Source organism: Actinophytocola xanthii (assembly GCF_001921205.1).
GTDB lineage: Bacteria > Actinomycetota > Actinomycetes > Mycobacteriales > Pseudonocardiaceae > Actinophytocola > Actinophytocola xanthii.
Genome location: NZ_MSIE01000052.1, coordinates 67,731 through 87,594, shown reverse-complemented (window position 1 = coordinate 87,594; position 19,864 = coordinate 67,731). Strand labels below are relative to the sequence as shown.

The 19,864-nt window shown below is 72.8% G+C and carries 20 protein-coding genes and 1 pseudogene; 10 read left to right on the top strand and 11 right to left on the bottom strand.

From position 1 onward, the window contains the following. Positions 1-386, bottom strand: a pseudogene (locus BU204_RS40915) (response regulator receiver protein); the annotation flags it as partial. Between the two features lie 117 nt (positions 387-503). On the opposite strand from BU204_RS40915, the gene BU204_RS26280 reads away from it, so the two are divergent. Both BU204_RS26280 and BU204_RS26275 read left to right on the top strand, forming a co-directional pair. Continuing rightward, positions 504-1,730: a tyrosine-type recombinase/integrase gene (locus tag BU204_RS26280; RefSeq protein ID WP_233160619.1), complete on the top strand. Its 1,227-nt coding sequence runs from the start codon at positions 504-506 to the stop codon at positions 1,728-1,730. 119 nt (positions 1,731-1,849) lie between these two features. Then, the gene (locus BU204_RS26275) at positions 1,850-2,695 is read left to right on the top strand and encodes a hypothetical protein (RefSeq protein WP_075128425.1); all 846 of its coding nucleotides are present in this window, start codon (positions 1,850-1,852) and stop codon (positions 2,693-2,695) included. A 283-nt stretch (positions 2,696-2,978) separates the two neighbouring features. Here the strand turns inward: BU204_RS26275 and BU204_RS26270 are convergent, their stop codons facing one another. After that, positions 2,979-3,899 carry a 2-hydroxyacid dehydrogenase gene (locus BU204_RS26270; protein ID WP_143229752.1) on the bottom strand — a complete coding sequence of 307 codons (921 nt, stop codon included), beginning with the start codon at positions 3,897-3,899 and terminating at the stop codon, positions 2,979-2,981. 9 nt (positions 3,900-3,908) lie between these two features. Beyond that, the gene (locus BU204_RS26265) at positions 3,909-5,171 is read right to left on the bottom strand and encodes a glucarate dehydratase family protein (RefSeq protein ID WP_075128424.1); all 1,263 of its coding nucleotides are present in this window, start codon (positions 5,169-5,171) and stop codon (positions 3,909-3,911) included. A gap of 163 nt (positions 5,172-5,334) precedes the next feature. On the opposite strand from BU204_RS26265, the gene BU204_RS26260 reads away from it, so the two are divergent. The 3 genes from BU204_RS26260 to BU204_RS26250 all read left to right on the top strand — a co-directional run bounded on the left by BU204_RS26260 (position 5,335) and on the right by BU204_RS26250 (position 6,766). Further along, a complete protein-coding gene (locus BU204_RS26260) occupies positions 5,335-5,892 on the top strand; it encodes an EF-hand domain-containing protein (RefSeq protein ID WP_143229751.1) in 558 nt (185 codons plus the stop codon). A 116-nt stretch (positions 5,893-6,008) separates the two neighbouring features. Further along, positions 6,009-6,428, top strand: a complete 420-nt coding sequence (locus BU204_RS26255; RefSeq protein ID WP_075128423.1) for a phage holin family protein — start codon at positions 6,009-6,011, stop codon at positions 6,426-6,428. Continuing rightward, a complete protein-coding gene (locus BU204_RS26250) occupies positions 6,425-6,766 on the top strand; it encodes a DUF3618 domain-containing protein (RefSeq protein WP_075128422.1) in 342 nt (113 codons plus the stop codon). The genes BU204_RS26255 and BU204_RS26250 overlap by 4 nt, the downstream gene beginning before the upstream one ends. A 155-nt stretch (positions 6,767-6,921) precedes the next feature. Here the strand turns inward: BU204_RS26250 and BU204_RS26245 are convergent, their stop codons facing one another. Then, positions 6,922-7,641: a VOC family protein gene (locus BU204_RS26245; protein WP_198943003.1), complete on the bottom strand. Its 720-nt coding sequence runs from the start codon at positions 7,639-7,641 to the stop codon at positions 6,922-6,924. A gap of 48 nt (positions 7,642-7,689) precedes the next feature. Next, positions 7,690-8,424 carry an SDR family oxidoreductase gene (locus tag BU204_RS26240; protein WP_075128421.1) on the bottom strand — a complete coding sequence of 245 codons (735 nt, stop codon included), beginning with the start codon at positions 8,422-8,424 and terminating at the stop codon, positions 7,690-7,692. Positions 8,425-8,493: 69 nt separating this feature from the next. Between BU204_RS26240 and BU204_RS26235 the strand changes: the two genes are divergently transcribed. After that, positions 8,494-9,396 (top strand): LysR family transcriptional regulator, encoded by a 903-nt coding sequence (locus BU204_RS26235; protein WP_075128420.1) that lies wholly within the window; start codon positions 8,494-8,496, stop codon positions 9,394-9,396. Positions 9,397-9,412: 16 nt separating this feature from the next. Here BU204_RS26235 and BU204_RS26230 read toward each other — a convergent pair whose 3' ends face one another. Continuing rightward, on the bottom strand, positions 9,413-9,841 hold the full coding sequence (locus BU204_RS26230; protein ID WP_075128419.1) for a DUF4383 domain-containing protein: 429 nt from the start codon (positions 9,839-9,841) through the stop codon (positions 9,413-9,415). Positions 9,842-10,197: 356 nt separating this feature from the next. Here BU204_RS26230 and BU204_RS26225 point away from each other — a divergent pair, with 356 nt between their 5' ends. Next, positions 10,198-11,307: a hypothetical protein gene (locus BU204_RS26225; RefSeq protein WP_143229750.1), complete on the top strand. Its 1,110-nt coding sequence runs from the start codon at positions 10,198-10,200 to the stop codon at positions 11,305-11,307. A gap of 38 nt (positions 11,308-11,345) precedes the next feature. Here the strand turns inward: BU204_RS26225 and BU204_RS38550 are convergent, their stop codons facing one another. The 3 genes from BU204_RS38550 to BU204_RS26210 all read right to left on the bottom strand — a co-directional run bounded on the left by BU204_RS38550 (position 11,346) and on the right by BU204_RS26210 (position 13,522). After that, a complete protein-coding gene (locus BU204_RS38550; RefSeq protein WP_083661649.1) occupies positions 11,346-11,855 on the bottom strand; it encodes a hypothetical protein in 510 nt (169 codons plus the stop codon). Further along, the gene (locus BU204_RS26215; protein ID WP_075128417.1) at positions 11,842-12,471 is read right to left on the bottom strand and encodes a hypothetical protein; all 630 of its coding nucleotides are present in this window, start codon (positions 12,469-12,471) and stop codon (positions 11,842-11,844) included. The genes BU204_RS38550 and BU204_RS26215 overlap by 14 nt, the downstream gene beginning before the upstream one ends. Positions 12,472-12,595: 124 nt before the next feature. Continuing rightward, positions 12,596-13,522: an endonuclease/exonuclease/phosphatase family protein gene (locus tag BU204_RS26210; protein ID WP_075128416.1), complete on the bottom strand. Its 927-nt coding sequence runs from the start codon at positions 13,520-13,522 to the stop codon at positions 12,596-12,598. A 124-nt stretch (positions 13,523-13,646) separates the two neighbouring features. Here BU204_RS26210 and BU204_RS26205 point away from each other — a divergent pair, with 124 nt between their 5' ends. Beyond that, the gene (locus tag BU204_RS26205) at positions 13,647-14,018 is read left to right on the top strand and encodes a DUF427 domain-containing protein (RefSeq protein WP_075128415.1); all 372 of its coding nucleotides are present in this window, start codon (positions 13,647-13,649) and stop codon (positions 14,016-14,018) included. Positions 14,019-14,023: 5 nt separating this feature from the next. Here BU204_RS26205 and BU204_RS26200 read toward each other — a convergent pair whose 3' ends face one another. Then, positions 14,024-14,776 carry a methyltransferase domain-containing protein gene (locus BU204_RS26200; RefSeq protein ID WP_075128435.1) on the bottom strand — a complete coding sequence of 251 codons (753 nt, stop codon included), beginning with the start codon at positions 14,774-14,776 and terminating at the stop codon, positions 14,024-14,026. Positions 14,777-14,899: 123 nt separating this feature from the next. On the opposite strand from BU204_RS26200, the gene BU204_RS26195 reads away from it, so the two are divergent. After that, positions 14,900-17,263 carry a CDP-alcohol phosphatidyltransferase family protein gene (locus tag BU204_RS26195; protein ID WP_233160616.1) on the top strand — a complete coding sequence of 788 codons (2,364 nt, stop codon included), beginning with the start codon at positions 14,900-14,902 and terminating at the stop codon, positions 17,261-17,263. A gap of 5 nt (positions 17,264-17,268) precedes the next feature. On the opposite strand, the gene BU204_RS26190 is transcribed toward BU204_RS26195, so the two are convergent. After that, complete coding sequence (locus tag BU204_RS26190) at positions 17,269-18,036, bottom strand: hypothetical protein (protein WP_075128414.1); 768 nt, start codon at positions 18,034-18,036, stop codon at positions 17,269-17,271. A 139-nt stretch (positions 18,037-18,175) separates the two neighbouring features. On the opposite strand from BU204_RS26190, the gene BU204_RS26185 reads away from it, so the two are divergent. After that, positions 18,176-19,777 carry a serine/threonine-protein kinase gene (locus BU204_RS26185; RefSeq protein ID WP_233160608.1) on the top strand — a complete coding sequence of 534 codons (1,602 nt, stop codon included), beginning with the start codon at positions 18,176-18,178 and terminating at the stop codon, positions 19,775-19,777. Positions 19,778-19,864: the final 87 nt, after the last annotated feature.

Sequence of the window (19,864 nt, the reverse complement as noted above, 5' to 3'; positions counted from 1 at the left end):
GCTTCGCGGAGGCCGCGCTCGGTCGACGCGCTCGACTCGGCCTGCTCGACGCGGGCCGCCGCGGCAGTCAGCTCCTCGGCGATCGCGCCGCGCAGGGCGCTGGCCTCGGCGAGGACCTCGGCCAGCGGCGCGGCAAGGCGGGCAGCGGCCTCGCCGAAGCCGGCCGTCGCCTCGGCGAGCGCGGTGTCGGCGGTGGGCGGCTCGCCGAGCGCCTCGGCGAGGGCGTCCTGGGCGGCGGCGAGCTGCTTACAGGTTCTGCCTCCGGGCCAGGCGCGGTCGGGGCAGTAGGCGAACGGCCTGCCCCCCTTCGGTCCCGGCGGCGGCAAGGGAGCCCGACACCTGCTGAAACCGCACAGTCCTGCCGCGTCCAACTGCACTTCGATCACGATCTCCAGCGTAGTAGAGGGATATATAACCCTCAGACCGGGGTTATGGTTTCGAATACAGAACCTAACTCGGCTACAGAAGTGAGCTTTTGTAGCCAAGCTGGTAGCGTGCCGGCTGTGAGCGCGACAGAGGTCGAGATCGCGGCCGCCACGGGGCCGTGGCCGGGAGCGGGGGACCCACCGGGCCTCCTGGACGCGGTCAGCGCCTGGCTCGACGGCTACGGCAACCCGGGCACGCGCCGCACCTATGCCGAAGGGCTGGGCCTGCCAACCGGAGCGACCGACCTGCGCGACTGGATCTCCCCCGCGGCGGCGCGGTCGGTCATCCTCCCCGGCCACGACGACCCGGAGACCGACCGCCGCTGGGCCGGCGCGGTCCGCCGCTACGCCGCGGCGGTGGGTGCGGCCCCCGCCGCCGAGGGAATCAGGACTCCTCCGCCGGCACCCCGCGGCAGGTTCCGCGCCCTGCACTGGTTCCGCTGGTGCGCCGCCCGGGGCGTCGACCCGCTCGCCGCGACGTCCACGCACATCAAGACCTGGCTCACCGACCTGGACGAGGCCGGCGCCGCTGTCGCCACCCGCGACCGGATGCTCGCCACCGTCAAGGCGCTTTACACCCACCTCGCCGACACCGGCCTCGTCGCCGGGAACCCGGCCGCGCTCAACCGCCGCCGGCTCGGGCTCGTCACGCCCCGCGGGAACACCACGACCACCGTCGTGCTCACCACCGGCCAGGTCCGCGCGCTCCTCGACGCCGCCGCCGGGCCGCGGCGCGGCGCCGGGCCGCTCGACACCGCCCGCGCCCGAGCCGTCGTCGGACTGTTCACCCTCGGCCTACGCGTCTCCGAGCTCTGCGACCTGGACCGATCCGACCTCCACGTGACCCGTGGCCGCCGCGCGCTCCGCGTACGCGGCAAGGGCGGCAAGACCCGCGTCGTCTACCTCCACGAGGCCGCCGAACGAGCATTGCTGCACTACCTGCGCCTGCGCGAGCACACCGGCAGCACCGAGACCGCCCCCGCCCGCCCCACCTCCGGCGGCTTCACCGGCCCGCTGCTGGTGACCCGCACCGGCGGCCGGTACCGCCGACAGGCCGTCTGGCAGCTGCTGCGCCGCCTGGCGGCCGCCGCCGGCGACCCCCTCCGGGACGTCGCCGCCGTCATGCACCCGCACGCGCTGCGACACTTCTACGTCACCACCGCCGTCGAGGCCGGTGCCCAACTCGTCCACGTCCAGGCCGACGTCGGCCACACCAGCGTCGACACCACCGAGCAGGTGTACAACAGCGCCGCCCGCGACCCCGCACGCAGCGCCGTCGACCTCGTCGGAGACGCCATCAGCTGAGCCACAGGCGGCTCGATACGCTGACCCCGTGACGCTCGACAGCGAGCTCCCGAAGCAGGCGCGGCGTGGCGCGCCGCGGCCTGCCGTCGTCCCCGCCGGACCAGCGAGGAGGTGACACCGTGAGCGTCCGCCTCCCCTCCGAGGACGACCCCGACACCCCCGGCCAGGACGCCGACCTGCTGGACCAGCCCGACCGGGGCGAGCCGACCGAGGACGGCGAGGTCGAGCTCATGGTGTCCCGCTGGCGAACGACGCCGCCGGCCAGTCCTACCGACGCCCGCCTCCTCGAGGCCGTCACCGCCACCGTCGCCGCCCCCCGGGACCGTCGCCGTTTCCCCAAGCTCACCGCCGCGGTGGCCGCGAGCGCCCTGCTCGCAGTCGGCGGCATCACGGCCGCCGCGGCCCACGCCGGACCGGACAGCCCGCTCTGGCCGATCACCCAGCTCGTCTTCGGCGACCTGGCCGAGTCCCGCACCGCCGCCCAGAGCGCCGACGACACCCTGCGTGAGGCCAGGACCGCCGCCCACGACGGTGACGCTGCCGAGGCCGCGCGCCTCCTGGCCCGGGCCGACGACCTCACCAACCGCGTCGCCGAGCCGACCGTGGCCAACCGCCTCCGTGAGGCCATCGCCGACCTCCGGCATCTCCTCGACCGCGACGCGGAACCGATGAGCCGCTCCGACGCCGAGGGCGCCTCGCGCACCCCCTCCTCCGCCGGCTCCGACAGCCGCCCGGCCACCGCCGACAGCCCCGAGCCCGATCCCCGCAGCCAGGAACCCTCGATCCCGTCGGGCCAGGGCAGTCTCACCACCAGCCCGTCCCCCGAGTCGCCGGGCGAGACCCCGCAGATCTCGCTGCCGCCCGAGACCGCCCCACCCAGCGAAACCACGGAACCGGACCTCAGCACCCCTTCCTCGTCCCCGTCCGCCCTGCCCGACTCCTCGCAGCCACCTACCTCGAAGTAGCTCCCGAGAACCGGCACTCGCTCCTCCGTCCGGCCAGGCCGCTCCAGGAACGCATGTAACGCACAACGCTGCCAAGGGCCGCACGGGCTGCGCTGTTCGGGCTACCGCGCGACGCCCGAATGTCGGTATTCCAGCGCAGTTCTGCGCCGGACCCGTCGCGCGGCGGGTCTCGGTGCGATTCACCTGCGTTCGGCGTCGCGGAAGCCCCCCGCGCGGCGGCGGACCGTCGAGGTGCTCGACGAGTGGTGTCCTTCCCGGCCCCTCCCGGGAAGGACACCACGGCTCAGCCCACCGGCGTGACCAGCGTTCCCTCGGTCAGGAAGCGCTCCAGGTTCTGGTAGGCGAGGTCGGCCATCGCTACCCTCGTCTCGCGGGTTCCGCTTCCGTTGTGCGGGAACAGCACCACGTTGTCCAGGCCGAGCAACGCCTCGGGCACGGTCGGCTCCTCGGCGTAGACGTCCAGCGCGGCACCGGCCAGTCGGCCCTCGACCAGCGCCGACACCAGTGCCGGCTCGTCCACGACGGTTCCGCGGGCGATGTTGACCAGGTAGCCGTCCGGGCCCAGCGCCGCCAGGACGCGGTCGGACACCAGCCCGCGGGTGCCGGCGCCGCCCGAGGTCGCGACCACGAGCACGTCGACCTCCTCGGCGAGGGCCTCCGCGGACGGCGCATAGGAGTACGCCACCCCGGACACCTCGTGGCGCGAGTGGTAGGAGATCTTCATGTCGAAGCCCTCGAGCCGGCGGGCGATCGTGCGGCCGATGCTGCCGAGACCGAGGATGCCAACCCGCTTCCCGTGCACCCGGGTCGTCAGCGGGAAGTCCCAGCCGCCCGCGCGGACGAACCGGTCGGCGGCCGACAGCCGGCGCACCACGTCCAGCAGCCCGCCGACGGCCAGGTCGGCCACGCAGTCCGACAGCACGTCCGGAGTGTTCGACACTGCCACGCCCCGCGACCGCGCGAGGTCCACATCGGTCTCCTCGTAGCCGGCGCCGAAGTGGACGATCGCGCCGAGCCCCGGCATCAGCTCCAGCTGCGCCGCGCTGACGCCGTACCGGGAGCTCGTCACGGCCGCGACGACCGAGTCGCCGTCGGTGGTGAGGAAGTCCGGTCGCTCGAACAGCCGCACCGGCTCGTGGCGGGCCAGCGCCTGCTCGAGCCGCGGCGGCAGCGGGCATACCTGCAGCACAGTCTTCGGGGTCACCCCTCCGTGCTACCAGCGTGGCGGCGTGGGGTCGAACCCGGGGTGGTGGCCGCGGTAGTAGGCGGTGTCGTCGCGACTGGTGATCCCACAGGTCAGGTACTGCTCGTGCAGGCGGGCGAGCGCGTCGCGGTCGAGTTCCACGCCGAGGCCCGGCGCGGTGGGCACGGCCACCGCGCCGGCCTCGAACCGCAGCGCTCCGGGGACGATCACGTCCTCGTCCTGCTCCTTCCAGGGCCAGTGGGTGTCGCAGGCGTAGGTGAGGTTGGGCGTGGCCGCCGCGAGATGGGTCATCGCGGCCAGGCTGATGCCCAGGTGGGAGTTGGAGTGCATCGACAGTCCGAGGCCGAACGTCTCGCAGGTCGAGGCGAGCGCGCGGGAGCGGCCGAGACCGCCCCAGAAGTGGTGGTCGGACAGGATCACTCGCACGGCGTCGGCTTCGACCGCGGGCCGCACGTGGTCGAACGCCACGACGCACATGTTGGTGGCCAGCGGCATCGGCACCGCCCGCGCGACCCTGGCCATGCCGGCGATGCCCGCCGTCGGGTCCTCCAGGTACTCGAGCACCCCGGCGAGCTCGGTACCCACCTTGACCGAGGTCTCCACCGACCATGCCGCGTTCGGGTCGATCCGAAGTGGACTGTCCGGGAAGGCCGCGCGCAGCGCGCGGATGGCGGCAACCTCCTCCTGCGGCGGGACCACGCCGCCCTTGAGCTTGAGCGCGTTGAAGCCGAACTCGTCGACGATCCGCCGGGCCTGGGCGACGATCTCGTCGGAGTCCCGGGCCGCGCCCCAGCGGTCCTCCTCTGCCCCGGGGTGCCCGGCCCACTTGTAGAACAGGTAGGCGCTGAACTCGACCCGGTCCCGGACCGCGCCGCCGAGCAGGTCGGTGACCGGGCGCCCGACGGTCCGCCCCTGGATGTCCAGGCAGGCCACCTCGAACGGGGACAGCACGCGGTCGGCGGTCGCCGACCGGACCATGCCGCTGGTGCCGTCACCACCGGTCCCGGTCTCGGGCAGCAGCCGCACGCGCCGGGCGATCTCCTGGACGTGCCAGGGGTCAACACCGCGGAGCTCCTCGGCCGCGCGGCGCAGCCGGTCCAGGTGGACCGCGTCGCCGTAGCTCTCGCCGAGCCCGGTCACGCCGTCCTCGGTGACCACCTCGACGACGGCGCGCAGCGCGAACGGCTGGTGCACGCCGACCGCGTTCAGCAGCGGCGGGTCGTGGAAGGCGACCGGGGTGATCCGGACCTCGCGGATGCGGTCAACCGGCATGGCGGAACACCCTCTCCTGTTCGGTGCGGGAGCCGACCAGCCCGCAGCGACAGTATCCCGGCGATCACCCGATCGGGGAGGAGGAGAACCCGAGTGGAGATTGTGGGCATGCGCTCCGTGAGCGAGGCTGACAACCGCCGGCGTGGGAGAACGGGAGGACGCCGTGGCGAGCGAACTGCAGAAACGGAAGATCGGCAGGGTGTTCGAGGCCTTGGACCGGAACGCCGACGGCCTGCTCGAGGAGACCGACTTCGCCGCGCTGACCGAGCGGTGGGCCGAGCTCGGCGACGTCGGCCCCGGCTCCCCGGAGCACGTCCGGTTGATCGTGGTGATGATGGGCTGGTGGCGCACGCTGCTTGCCGCGTCGGCCGGGACCGCACTGGACACGGTCACGATGGACGACGTGTTAGGCGTGATCGACGACCTCGGCGAGCTGCGGAACCCGGTCACCGCGACCGCGACGACCCTGTTCGACGCGGTGGACGAGGACGGGGACGGCCTGGTCACGGCGACCGAGTACCGCAGGATGATCGAGGCGTGGAGCGGCCGCAGCACCGACACCGACGAGGTCTTCCCACTGCTCGACCTGGACGGCGACGGTTTGCTGTCGCGTGCCGAGTTCGCCGAGCTGTGGACGGACTTCTGGGCCGGTGACGACCCGAGGTCGCCGGGGAACTGGGTCTTCGGCCGGTTCGAGCTGCCGGTTCCGCAGTACCAGTGACCGCGGAGCCGGGGCGCGACGAGTGCTTCGCACGGGCGCTACAGGTCGGTCTGCGAGCAGGCCAAACGGCGTTTCTGAGCGGCGGAAGGGGGTAGTCACAGGCCAAGGAGGACGACATGAGCTCGATAACCGACGTCGGCGCGGACAAGCCGGCCGCCGACAAGTCAACCGCCGAACTCGTACACGACCTGACCAGCCAGTTCAGTCACCTGGCCCGGACCGAGATCCGCCTCGCGGTGCGCGAGGTGCAGGACAAGGCCAAGCACGCGGGAATCGGTTTCGCCAGCATCGGTGCGGCCGGTGTGCTCGCGCTCTACGGCGGCGGCGTCGTGCTCGCCGGCCTGGTCATGCTGCTCGCGATGGCCGTTCCGGCCTGGGTGGCGGCGATGATCGTCGGTGCCGTGCTGTTGGCCGGTGCCGGGATCGCCGCGCTCGTGGCGCGGGGCCAGCTCCGCAAGGGCTCCCCGATGCCGTCCGAGGCCGTCGAAAGCGCCAAGGAGGACGTGCAGGTGGTCAAGGAGGCCGTGCGGCGATGAGCGACAAGCGGCAGCAGGACCGCATGGCCATGCCGGGCGGTGAGCCCACCGACGAGGACCTGCGCCTGGACGTGGAGCTGACCCGCCAGGAGCTGGCCGAGACGGTGGCGGCGCTGACGGAGAAGGCGGACGTGAAGGGGCGCGTGCAGTCTGCCGCGCACCGCAAGGCCGAAGCCATCCAGACCAAGGGCGAGGAGCTGGTCGGCAAGCTCCCGGAGCCGGTGGCCACCAGGGTCGCACCCGCCTGGCGCACGATGTCGACCCGACCGGCGATTCCGCTGGCCGTGCTCGCCGCGCTCATCGCGTTGCTCACCGCGTGGTCGCGCCGCAGGTCCTAGTACACCAGGCCACGTCCGCACAGCCCTCGGTCGCGGTCTTCGTGCCCAGCTCGCCACCCGCCGCTGGCCGCGCCGCGCGCCCTCGGGAGCGCGGTGTCGGCCTTACGGCACACGCGGCCAGCCCTGCCTGAGCACGCCGTGGGCGTTGGCGGGTGTCAGCTCTCGACCGTCAGGCAGAACGGGTGTCCCGACGGGTCGGCGAAGACGTAGAAGGACGGCGGGGTGTCCTCGAACCGCCGCGCGCCCAGCTCGACGGCCCGGCGCTCGCCCGCGTCGAGGTCCTCCACCAGGATGTCGAGGTGTGCCTGCTGGGGGGCCTGCGGGTCCGGCCAGCGCGGCGGCGTGTAGCCAGCGACCTGTTGGAACATCACGCTCTTCCCGTAGCCAGCGGCCATGGCGCCCTCCGGCCCCTCGTAGGTGATCTCCATCCCCATCAGGTCCGCGTAGAACCTCGCCAGCCCTGCCGCGTCGTCCGTGTCGATCGTGACGGCGAACAGCGCCAGCTCCGGGCCGACGCCGTCGCGCTGGCACAGGTCGAACGGGTGGCCGGCGGGGTCGGCGAGGGTCACCCAGGTGGGCCCGTCGGCGAGTCGGGTCGCGCCCAGCCCGACGGCCCGCTCGGCGGCGGCCTGGTAGCCGTCGACGAGCAGGTCGAGGTGGAGCTGCTGGGGTTGCTCCTGGCCGGGCCACTTCGGCGGGACGTGGTCGGGCGCCAGCTGGAAGGCGACCTCCTGTCCGTCCGAGGCGCGCAGCGCGATCCAGTCGGGCTCCTCGTGGGCGATCGTCCACCCGGTGAGCGCGGCGTAGAAGTCGGCGAGCTTCCTGATGTCCGGAGCGTCGATGGCGACCAGCTCCAGCTGTCCCGTCACGGTCATGGACGCATCATGCCGGGCGGCACCGACAGGTTCCGGACGCAGCCGTGCTCACCAGGGGACGGTGCCGGCGACAGCGTGGGCGTCGTCGCCGGCGAAGTGGGCGTTGGGTCCGTCGGCGGGGAGGAGCGCGAGGCGGACGGGGACCTCCGCGCCCTGTTCGACCGTGCGGACGCCGTCGCGGCCCGGGGGGAAGTTGTTGAGATCGGTCCCGACCAGGCCGGGGTTGGCGGCGTTGACGAGAATTCCCTTGGGGCGCAGCACGTTCGCATACAGGACGGTCAACGCGTTGAGCGCTGCCTTCGACGCGCTGTAGGCCAGCAGGTGCTGGCTGGACACGAGGCTCGTCGGGTCGGTCAGCAGGGTCAGCGACCCCAGCGGGCTGGACATCATGACGATGCGACCTCCCGGCGGCATCAGCGGAACCGCCGCCCTGGTCACCGCCGCCACGCCGAACACGTTCACCTCGAACGTGCGACGCAGCTCGTCGGGGCCCAGGGCAAGGGGGTCGACCCCCCACTCGACGGCCACGCCCGCGTTGTTGACCAGGACGTCGAGCCGGCCGCACTCGTCGGCGACCGTCCTCATCGCTCTGTCCACACTCGACTGATCGGTCACGTCGAGCTGGACGAACCGCACGCCCAGCTCGGTCGCCGCCGCCCGGCCGCGCTCCTCGTCGCGCGCGGCGAGGTAGACCTCCATCCCCTCGGCCGCCAGGCGGCGGACGATTTCCTTGCCGATTCCCTTGTTCGCACCGGTCACCAGTGCCACATCCGCGTTGTTCACGGCTCCAGTTCATCCGTTCGGCGCCCGCGCCGGAAGGACCGGCTGGGTCGAGCGATATACCCTGGGGGTATGGCCGATGTCGAGCTGCGCGAGCTGCGGTACTTCAGAGCCGTCGCGACCGAGGGCAGCCTCTCCCGCGCGGCGGCGACGCTCGGGATGGCCCAGCCCCCGCTGTCCCGAGCGATCAGCCAGCTCGAACGGCGCCTCGGCGTCCGCCTCCTCGACCGGGACAACCGCGGGGTCTCCCCCACCCCTGCCGGTGAGACCCTGCTCGCGGAGACCGCGCGAGTGCTCGACGCGGTGTCGGCTGCCGTGCACCGCACGCGGCGCGCGGCGCGGGCGAACCCCACCCTGGTCGTGACGGCCAAGCCGGGTGTGGCCTCGACCGTGCTGCCCAGGGCCGTCGACGCCTACCGGGCGCTGCCGGCGGCCGGCGAGGTGGAGATCCTGGTCAGCGGGTACGGCGAGCAGGCGGACCTGGTCCGCGCGGGCGAGGTGGACCTCGCGCTGATCGGTTCGCCGCTGCACGGGGCGGGCCTCGACGTGGAACCGCTGGTCGGCGAGCCGCGGGTGGCCGCGCTGCCGGCGGGCCACGCGTTGGCCGACGGGAGGGCGCTGACGGTCGCCGACCTGCACCGGGAACCGATGCCGCAATGGACCGACTCGACGCCGGAGGAGGTTACCTACTGGAGCGGACGGGACACCGTGCCCTCGAGCGCGCCGCTGACCGGTCCACCCATCCGGGACAGCGCCCAGCTGGTGGAGGTCGTCGCGCTCGGGCAGGCCGTCGCGCTGGTCCCGGAGTCGCTCGCCAGGGCCAACCAGCGGCCCGACATCGTCTACCGCCCGGTCCGGGACGCGAGTCCCTACGTGGTCGGCGTCGCCTGGCTGGCCGGCTCGCGCGATCGGCGGGTGGCCGACTTCGTCCGCGCGGCGAGCACCCTGGCCGACCCCCTGGCCGAGACCGCCTGACCGCGCGGAGGACGCCTCAGCGGGAGGCCAGCCGCGGCAAGGCGCCGACGAGGCCGCAGGCCACGGCGCTCACGAGGTACAGGGCGATGTTCCACCAGGTCAGGTTGAGGGGATCGCCCGTCCCGCCGAACACGCGCGCCACGATGCCGAACGCGGACAGCGCGGTGAACGCAACGGTCGCCACGGGGGCGAGGGCGGTGGCGGCCCCGCGCAGGGCCGCGACGGTCAGGACGGCACCGAGGCCGGTGTGCACGATGCTGAGCAGCGTGCTCACACCGAGCACGCCGAGCATGCGCTCCGGCCGCTCCGGGCCGAACTCCTGGAAGCCGACCGTGATGAAGCCGATCACCGCGAGCACCAGGTACATGATTCCGAGCACCAACATGACCAGGCGCGCCGGCGGGACCACCCGCCGGCGGTCGGTCGTCGACTCCGAGTTGGACATGTGTCCCCTTCCCTCGTCCTGCCAGGGGACATGCCCGGCGCACCCGAGCTGAAACCCGGCAATCCACCGGCCGCACGAGAACCACTTCGGGGAAAGGCGCGAAATTTCTTTGGCCCGCAAGCAAGACAGCTCGATACTGGGTTCGAATGAAACTCCGGCGTCGCGCTGTGAGTGGGCCGGCGTGGCGCCGGACCTCACGGTGCCGGGGATCGCTGGTGGCCCTCGCCCCGCTGGGACGCGCGCCAGCGAGGCGAGGGACGTCGCGGGCCAGTGACTCGGGGAAACACCTCGCGTTTGTCAGTTGTCCACCAAATGGTTCTGTGAGCGGTGATTTCTAACCGCTAGCCTCGGTGGACATGTGGCGACGAGTGCTGGTCGTGGTGTCCCTGCTCGCGATGACCGTCCTGGCGGCACCGACCGCCGCACATCCGCAGACGCTCTCCTATGGCGCCTTCCGCCTGGTCAAGGCCTCCCCCGCGGTCACGGCCGCGCCGGAGATCATCCTGCCGGACGGGTACACGCGCGTGGCCGGGGAGAAGTTCCAGGTCCCCAGCCGGGCCGAGTACTACTCCTTCGTGGAGGGACCGCGGGCGACGTCGGTGCGGGTCGCGGTCCGCTGGCCGGGGGTGGACGTGGCGGCCGTGGTGTCCGGGAAGTCCCGGCTACCGCTGACCCGCGAACCGGACGGGACGGTCAGCTTCACGATCCCCGTCACCGGCGCGAACACCAACGCCCTGCAGAACACCCTCCAGGTGTGGACCTTCCCGAGCCCCTCGACCGCCAGCGGCGTGCACTGGCGCATCGAGCACAACGACCGCGACCGGGTCGCCGGCGTGTGGAACTCGGTGGCCTGGCCGGCGGCGGCCACGAAGACCTTCATCCACCTGCTCGTCGCCTGCGACGCGATCCTGCGTGACTCGGGGCTCGCGGGCGAGGCCCAGCGGCGCGGCCACTTCTTCTCGCTCATGGGCTTCGAGACCAACAACACCCTGCACTCGGACAACCCGCCGCACTGGCACCTGGCCTACTACCCCGGCCTGACCTACTCCGCCCCCCGCGCCCACGTGCCGCACTTCTGGATGGACTCCACCGGCAAGACCTTCTACAACGGCATGGACGTCCAGGGCGAGGGCCGAAGCCGCTACTACGCCGGCGATCCCGCCCCGATCGAGGACGCCGAGGGCAACCTGGTGGTCACCCTGACCATCCGCGCGGACGGGGGCCTGGACATCGAGCCGCCCAACGGCCCGCTCTACTCGATCACCGCGCCCGGCGGCGCGTTCACCGAGAAGGTGCACGTCCACCGGGACGGCCGGCCCTGGCGCTGGTTCGGCGGCACCGACGACGTCAAGAGCGGGCTGATGACCCTGCGGGCCGGCAGCCTGGCGCCACCGGCCCACAAGGAGGCCACCGTCTACTGGTACGACGAGCTCACCGGCGTGATCGAGAGCGTCACGCGCTACTAGGGCACGTCCGCACAGCCCTCGATCGCGGTCTTCGCGCCCTAACCCTTGGTCGCGAGCAGCTGGTCGAGGAACGCACGGTAGCGGCGCAGGGCCACCCGCAGCTCCTCGGTCTCGCCGGCACCCTCGCGCCACTCGCCCTCGAGCTGGCGCTTGTGGTCGGCCACGATCTCGGTCAGCGCCCTCATGACCTCGCCGACCAGGTCGTCGGCACCCTGCACGGCCTGCTTCGGGTCGTCGACGAAGTCCGCCTGCAGCTCGCGCCACCGGGCTCGGAAACGCTGTACGTCCGCGGCGCCGAACAGCTCGGCGCCGGAGTCGTCCTCCGGCGGCGACGGCGGGACCGCGGTCGGGGCGGGAACTGCCCGAGTGTCGGTCTCGTCAGCGGCGTTGGGGGGCGGGGTGTGGGGGTACGGCTGGGGCTGCGCCGCCTGCGCGGGTGTGCCGTAGGCGACGCCCACAGGCGGGGTCGCCACCTGGTCGACGGGTTCCTGGGCGGTCTGCTCCCGGGCGGGAGCCGGGTCGTCCTCGCGCGTCTCAGCGTGCCGCATCGTCGTACCTCCGGTCCTCGTTCCCGCTCGTCGACTCGCCACGGTCGGCTTCGGTGTCGGCGGTGTGGCTCGCCTGCTGCTCGGAGTCGACGCCGACCAGCGAGACGAAGATCTTCCGGTACTCGACCATCGCCGTGCGGAGCTCCTCGGTGGTGGCCTCGGCCCGCTCGTGCTTGATGCGGATCTCGTGCGCGGCGCGGTAGTGGGGCACCGCCGTCCCGTGCTCGACCGACAGGTCCTCGGCCTGCTGCTCGAACTCCTCGATGGGGTAGCCGCGCTCCCGCATCACGGTCTGCACCAGCGCCTCGGCGCCGACGACCGCGTCGCCGGGCCGGTCGACGAACTCCTCCTGGACCAGGCCCCACTGCTCGGCATACCGTTCCCGCGCCCCGTCCGGCAGCGGCCGGAGCTGGAGTCGCGCGTGCCGCTTCTCCCGCTCGATGAGCTCGCGCTCCGCCTTGCGGCGGTCACCGGTCTCGCTGACCCTGCGGTCGTACTCTGGGCCGAACCGGTCCCGCAGCTTGCGGCTGTGCATCCGTTGGCTGACGAACCAGCCGACGACGGCCAACACCGCCAGCACGACGATGACCAAGGCGATGATCGCTCCCGTCGACATCACGCGCTCCTTCCTCGGACAGACGTGGTCGAGCGAGGGGAGAAGTGCCCGTGCGTGTCGACCGGGAAACAGCGGCGGCGTGAGGTTGCGACGTCCGGCGCAGCGGCCTGCGCCGGGTGGCCCATCAGCCGATCGTGACCAGGGCCTGTACCGGGAGATGGTCGGAGGGGAACTCCCCGCCCGCGGAGAACGTGTTGATCGCGGCGGCGCGCACGCTCACCCGGCCGCGGGTGAGGATCCAGTCGATCCGGTCGCCGTCCGGGCGCAGTGGCCGGTACCCGTGCCAGGTGGAGTGGACGGGGGTGCGGCGCTCGGCGGCGGTCCGCCACGTGTCGGCCATCCCCGCGCTCAGCAGGTCGTAGGTGGCCGACCGCTCCGCGGGGGCGTTGAAGTCGCCGGCGAGCACGACCGGAACCCCGAGGCTGAACGTGGCGATGCGATCGCGGATCAGAGCGGCCGCCCGACGCTGGGGGTACTCGGACTGGTCGAGGTGGGTGTTGAAGACGACGAACTCCACACCGGTGCGGCGGTCGGCGAACCGGACCCAGGTCACCATCCGGACGATGCCGTTGCCCCAGCTCTTCGAACCGATCACCTCAGGGGTGTCGGAGAGCCAGAAGTGGTCGAACTCCAGCGGCTCCAGCCGCCGTGTGTCGTAGAAGACGGCCATGAACTCGTCGCGGCTGCCGCCCCCTCGGCCGACCCCGATCCACTCGTAGGCCTCGGGCAGGTCGCTGTCGACGTCCTTGAGCTGTCCGTAGAGGCCTTCCTGCGTGGCCAGCACGGTTGGCTGCTCGCGGCCGAGCAGCTCGGCCACGACCGGCCGCCGCCGCTTCCAGGAGTGCGGCTCGCTGGTGGAGGCGAACCGGAGGTTGAACGACATCACGTGCAGCTCGTCCCCGGTGGCCGGCCCGATCACCGGACGGTCATCCTGCCGCACGGCGGCCCTGTCGACCGGAGCAGGCAGGGCGAGCGGGAACGCGAGCCCGACGAGCACCGCGGCGATCATGATCAGTGGGCCTTTGGCTCCACTGTGGACGCGACGGGACATCGGGTCTCTCCGTCCAGGCAAGACGTCTCGAGTATAGGGGATCTACTCCGTCCACCGGGGAACATTCGTCGCCGGCCAGGCCTTGCACCGGACACAGGTACCCCACCGAGGAGAGGGCGGCACCATGCCAGGAGAGATGAAGACCCCGGGTCCCGACCACCCGATCACCGTCGAGCCCAACCCCGCGCGGGTCACGGTCCGGGTCGGCGACAAGGTCGTGGCCGACACGACCTCGGCCCTGAGCCTGCGGGAGTCCACCTACCCCGCTGTCCCCTACATCCCGCTGGCCGACGTGGACCAGACGCTGCTGCGGGCCACCGACACCAGCACGCACTGCCCGTTCAAGGGCGACGCGTCGTACTACAGCCTCGCCCTGGCCGACGGCGAGCTGACCGATGTCGTGTGGACCTACCGGGAGCCGTACCCGGCCGTGGCCGAGATCGCCGGGCACGTCGCGTTCTACCCCGACAAGGTCGAGATCACCGAGTCCGCGTAGCCGGCTCACCGGGGTAGCGCGAGCAGGTCCTCGTGGTGAACGGTCACCGCGAGCTCGCCCGCCTCGGCCGCCGAACGACGCCGCCGCAGGTAGTCGGCCACGTCCAGGTCCGGCTCCTGCTCGGCGGCGGCGCCCACCCAGCCGTGCAGCCACTGCTCGGTCAGCAGCCGCTGCTCCGGCCCGAGCCGCCACGGGCTGGGGCGCCGGTGGACGAGCGCACCGGCGCGTTCGAACGCGGCCGCCGCGGCGTCGACGGCGTCCGGGCCGAGCAGGCGGCGGCCGTCGACGGTCCGCCGCTGGTGGTCGTCGAACGCGGCGGCCACCGCATCGTCCAGCGGGTCCGGCGGGGCCAGCTCGGCCCCGCCGGTCACCGAGAGCGTCAGCAGGGCCGGACAGCCCGCCTCGACGCAGGCCGTGGCCAGTCGGTCGACCTCCTCGGCGGTGAGCAGGTCCAGCAGCGCCGAGGCGGTCACCAGCGACGTGCCGGCGAGGTCCCGCGCGGTCAGGTCGGTCACGTCCCGCAGGTCGGTCTCGACGGCGGCGGGCACGTCGCGCGCGGCATGCTCGAGCAGGACCGGGTCGCGGTCGGTGAGGATCCAGTGCTGCGGCCCGGGCATCCGCGGCGCAAACCAGCGGCCCATCGACCCGGTGCCGCAGCCGAGGTCGCGCACGACGACGCGCTCGGTGCCGCCGAGCCGGTCGAGCAGCGGCCCGAGCAGGCCTCCGTCGCGGGCGTCGGCGTCGGCGGCCTCGCGCATGGCGAGCCATTCGGGGGCGAACTGGCTGGTCACGTTGCTCCAGGAAGTCGATTGCGGCGTTCGTAGAACCGATCCGAGCCGGGGCTCGTATTGACCATACGGAACCAGACTCTGGGAGGACGCGTGGCGGGACTGACGGCATCACCGGTGCGGACGCTGGCGGCGGGCGCCGGCGGGCAGGTCGTACTGCTCGCCGTGCTCGCGGTCACCGCCGGGCTCACCCCGGCCGCCCTGGTGGCCGGGCTCGGCTACACCGCGGTCGGGTTCGCGGCGCTGACCGCCGCCGCCCGGCGCTTCGGCGTGACCGCGCTGGGTCCCGCCGACCTGGTCACCCTCTCCCGGTCCGCCCTGGTCGGCGGGGTCACCGCGCTGGTCGTGGACGGCGACGCCCCCACCGCGCTCGTCGTCGCGATCGCGTCGGTCGCGCTGGCCCTGGACGCGGTGGACGGCCGGGTGGCCAGGCTCACGGGCACCATGTCGCCGTTCGGCGCGCGCTTCGACATGGAGGTCGACGCGTTCCTGATCCTGGTGCTGAGCCTGTTCGTCGCCCGCGAGCTGGGACCGTTGGTGGTGGCGATCGGGGTGATGCGCTACGCGTTCGTGGCCGCTGGCTGGGTGCTGCGCTGGCTGCGCGCCGACCTGCCGCCGAGCCTGATCCGCAAGACCGTCGCCGCGGAGCAGGGCATCGTGCTCGCCGTGGCCGCCTCGGGGCTGCTCCCGGACACCGCCGCCCTCGCCGTCGTCGGGTTCGCGCTCGCCACGCTCACCTGGTCGTTCTCCCACGACATCGGCTGGCTGTACCGCAACCGGCCGGCCGCCGCGGTGCCCGAGGCCGAGCTCAGCACCGCGCGGCGGGTGGCGCGCCGGGTCGCGACCGGTCTCGCCGCCGGGCTCGTGCTGGCCGCGCTGCTCGCGCCGAACGACCTGGGCCGGTACACGGTCACGGCGTTCACCCGGCTCCCGGTCGAGGCGATCCTGGTCGCCGGGATGGTGCTGGTGCTGCCGGCGCGACCGCGGCGGTTGGTGGCCGCGACCGCCGGGATCGGCCTCGGCCTGCTGACGATCATCAAGTTCTTCGACCTCGGCTTCAACGAGACGCTCGCCCGCCCGTTCGACCCGGTCTTCGACTGGAGCTTCCTCGGCCCCGGCGTCGACTTCGTCCGGACCTCGGTGGGCGACGTGGGCGCGACCCTCGCCGTGGTCGGCGCCGTCGTCCTGGCGCTCGCGGTGGTGGTGCTGATGATGCTGTCGGTGCTGCGGCTGAGCCGCGTCGTCGTCGACCACCGCCGCGGCTCCACCCGCACGGTCACCGTCCTCGGGCTCGTCTGGGCCATCTGTGCGATGTTCGGCGTCCAGTTCGCGCCGGACACCCCGGTGGCCGCCCGCAGCGCCATGTCCAACGCCTACCACGACCTGCGCCAGATCCGCGCCGGGCTGCTCGACCCGCAGGCGTTCGCCAGAGAGGCCGCCGACGACGACTTCCGGCACACCCCCGGCGACCAGCTGCTGACCGCGCTGCGCGGCAAGGACGTCCTGATCACGTTCGTGGAGAGCTACGGGCGGGTGGCGATCGAGGACCCGGAGATCGCCCCGGAGATCGACGCGCTGCTCGACTCCGGGACCGACCGCCTGCGCGCCGCCGGCTTCGACTCCCGCAGCGCCTTCCTCGAGTCCTCCACCTCCGGCGGCGGCAGCTGGTTCGCCCACGCGACCCTCCAGTCCGGACTGTGGATCAACAACCAGCGGCGCTACGACGCGCTCACCACCGGGGACCGCCTGACGCTGAGCAACGCCTTCCGCCGGGCCGGCTGGCGGACCCTCGGGGTCGCGCCGGCGATCACCAGGGACTGGCCGGAGGGCCGCTACTTCGGCTACGACCACGTCTACGACGCCTTCAACGTCGGCTACGAGGGACCCCGGTACGCCTACGCCAAGATGCCCGACCAGTACACGCTGTCGCACCTGGAGCGGGCCGAGCGGGACAAGCCCAACCGGCAGCCGCTGATGGCGGAGATCGACCTGGTCTCCTCGCACACGCCGTGGGCGCCGCTGCCCACGCTGGTCGACTGGGACGAGGTCGGCGACGGCTCGGTCTTCGACCCGCAGCCCGCCGCCGGGAAGCGCTCGAAGGACATCTGGCCCGACCCGGTCAAGGTCCGCGCGGCGTTCGGCGACGCCATCCACTACTCGCTGGAGACCCTGGTCTCCTACGTGGAGACCCACGGCGACGACGACCTGGTCCTGGTCGTCCTCGGCGACCACCAGCCCGCGCCGATCGTCACCGGCAAGGGCGCGAGCTGGGACGTCCCGATCACGATCATCAGCCGCGACCGGGCCGTGCTGGACCGGGTCACGCCCTGGCGGTGGCAGCCGGGCATGAACCCGAGCCCGGACGCGCCGGTCTGGCGGATGGACACCTTCCGCGACCGCTTCCTGACCGCGTTCGGCCCGCGGTCCGAGGCGGCCCAGCAGGTGGCCGCGCGCTGAGCGGGTCAGGTGTTCGCGCGGATCCAGCGGTGGGCCGAGCGCGCGACGCGCTTGAGGGCCGAGCGCTCGCCGAGGTAGTCGCCGGCCATCCCGACGACCGGCAGCATGCCCAGGGCCTGGTGGTAGAAGCGCCCGTGGGGACGCTTCTCCAGCTCGTCGTAGATCGCGAGGAGCATCCGCCCCTGCCGCCACAGCCACTTCGCCGCCGGTTTGAGCCCCGGCCGGCCGCCCTTCGGCTCCTCGACCGGCTCGCCGTCCCCGGTGACGTCGCGCACGACGGCGGCGTCGGCCGCGTCGTCGCCCTCCCCGACGGCGACCTCGTGGCTCAGCCGCCGGTCGAACAGCACCTCGGCCAGCAACCGGACCCGGGTCGCCCGGTCCTCGACGCCGTGCTCGGCGGCGATCGCGCACAGCAGCAGGCCCTGGCCGGCGGAGCCGAGGATGTTCTGCAGCGGCAGCCGGTCGCCCAGCGCGCCGGCCAGCCCGGTGACCGAGGCGGCGAGGGCGGTCACCCGACCGACCCGGCTGACCCACCAGTGGGAGCGTTCCTCGACCGAGAGCCTGGCCCAGCTCGCCGAGCCCGGCCAGCGCACCCGCGCGAGCCGGGCCTTCGCCCGGTCGAGCAGGCCGTGATCGATCTCGGCGTCGTCGCGGCCGACGTCGAGGTCGAACGGCTCGTCGCTCTCCCTGAGCCGGCCGACCATGGGCTCGCAGCCGCGCACGAACCGCCGGAGCACGGCGGCGACGCGTTCGTCGCTGATGACCTCCGCCACGTCACCACCGTCCCAGGAACGGCGACTCTCCGCTCGACGAGCCATCGGGTGACCACCGTGGGTGGCGGTGTGGACTCGATCACGGGTCGGATCGGGCCCGATCCGTTTGGTTTTCACTCTGTGGTGTAAACCCGAACGCGTGGGAGCCGAGCGGGGCATGGATGTGGACGAGGTGGTGGCCGGCCGCTACCGACTGACCGAGCGCGTCGGCGGCGGCGGCATGGGCGTGGTCTGGCAGGCCCACGACGAGCGGCTTCGACGCACGGTCGCGGTCAAGGAGGTCCTGTTCCCGCCCGGGCTCGACGAGCCCCGGCTCGAGGAGGCCCGGCGCCGGACGATGCGGGAGGGGCGGATCGCGGCCAAGCTGCACCACCCCCAGCTGATCGCCGTGTACGACGTGGTCGAGGACGAGGGCCGGCCGTACCTGGTCATGGAGTACATGCCCTCGACCAGTCTGTCCCAGCTGCTCGCCGAGCGGGGCACGCTGTCGCCGCTGGAGGTGGCCCGGCTTGGCGCCCAGGCCGCCGCGGCGCTCGCCGCCGCCCACGCCGCCGGGGTCGTGCACCGCGACGTCAAACCGAGCAACATCCTCGTCGGCGACGACCAGACGGTGAAGATCACCGACTTCGGGGTCTCCCGGGTGGTCGAGGACGCATCGCTCACGGCGACCGGCACGTTCGTCGGCACGCCCGGCTACCTGGCCCCCGAAGCCGCCCGCGGCAAGCGGGTCGTCTTCGCCTCCGACGTCTACTCGTTCGGAGCCACGCTCTACACCGCCGTGGAGGGCTCCTCGCCCGCCGGCACCAGCGACAACCCGATGGCGCTGCTGCACCGGATCGCGTCCGGGGACATCATCCCGCCCAAGCAGGCGGGCCCGCTGACCGACATCCTCACCCGCCTGCTGGACCCCGACCCGGACCGGCGCCCCACGATGGAGCAGGCCCACGAGGCGCTCGCCGAGATCGCCGAGGGGCGTGCCCCGGCCGCCGCTCCCCTGCCGCCGGTCGTGCCCCCCGCCGAGCCGTCGGCGCAGCCACGGCCGGCCGAGGAGCCCGCGACCGAGCGGGTGGTACCCGCCGAACCGACCACCGGTGCCCGGAACCGGCGCCGGCTGCTCGTCGCGCTGGCGGCGCTGGTCGTGCTGGTCGCGGTCACCACGACCCTGGTGCTGATCAACAAAGGGGACGACGAGCGGACCGCGGACCGCGGCGGCAACCCGGCACCGGCCGACACCTCCCGCTCGTCGGAGACGTCCTCGGCGGCGGGATCGACGTCGGAGCCCTCGAACACCCCGTCCCGCACCGAACAGCCGGCGAGCTCACCGGCCACCCCGCCCGCCTCCTCGCGGCCGGGACCGAACAACCCGCCGGGGAACAAGCCGCCGGGGAACAAGCCGCCGCAGAACAACCAGCCCGCCAACAACCCGGCGGCGGCCGTGGTGAGCTACTACCAGCTCGTGCCGGGCAACACCGCCGAGGGTTGGACCCGGATGACACCGCGGTTCCAGAACTTCCCCGCCCGCAACCGGCAGAACTACGAGAGCTACTGGAACAGCGTCAGGTCGGTCCGGGCATCCGGCGCGAGCGCCAACGGCAGCACCGTCGACGTGACCGTGGACCTCGTCTTCAAGGACGGCCGGGGGTCGCGCGAACAGCACCGCTACACGTTGGTGAACCAGAACGGCCGCTGGCTGCTCGACACCGTGGACGTGCTGAGCGCTCGCCAGTACCGGGCCGACTAGGGCGCGTCCTCAAAGTCCCGGTCGATGGGCTTCGTGATCCAGGTCGTCGCTGGCAAGGCGGAGGGCGGGCCTCGTACCGGGTCGTAC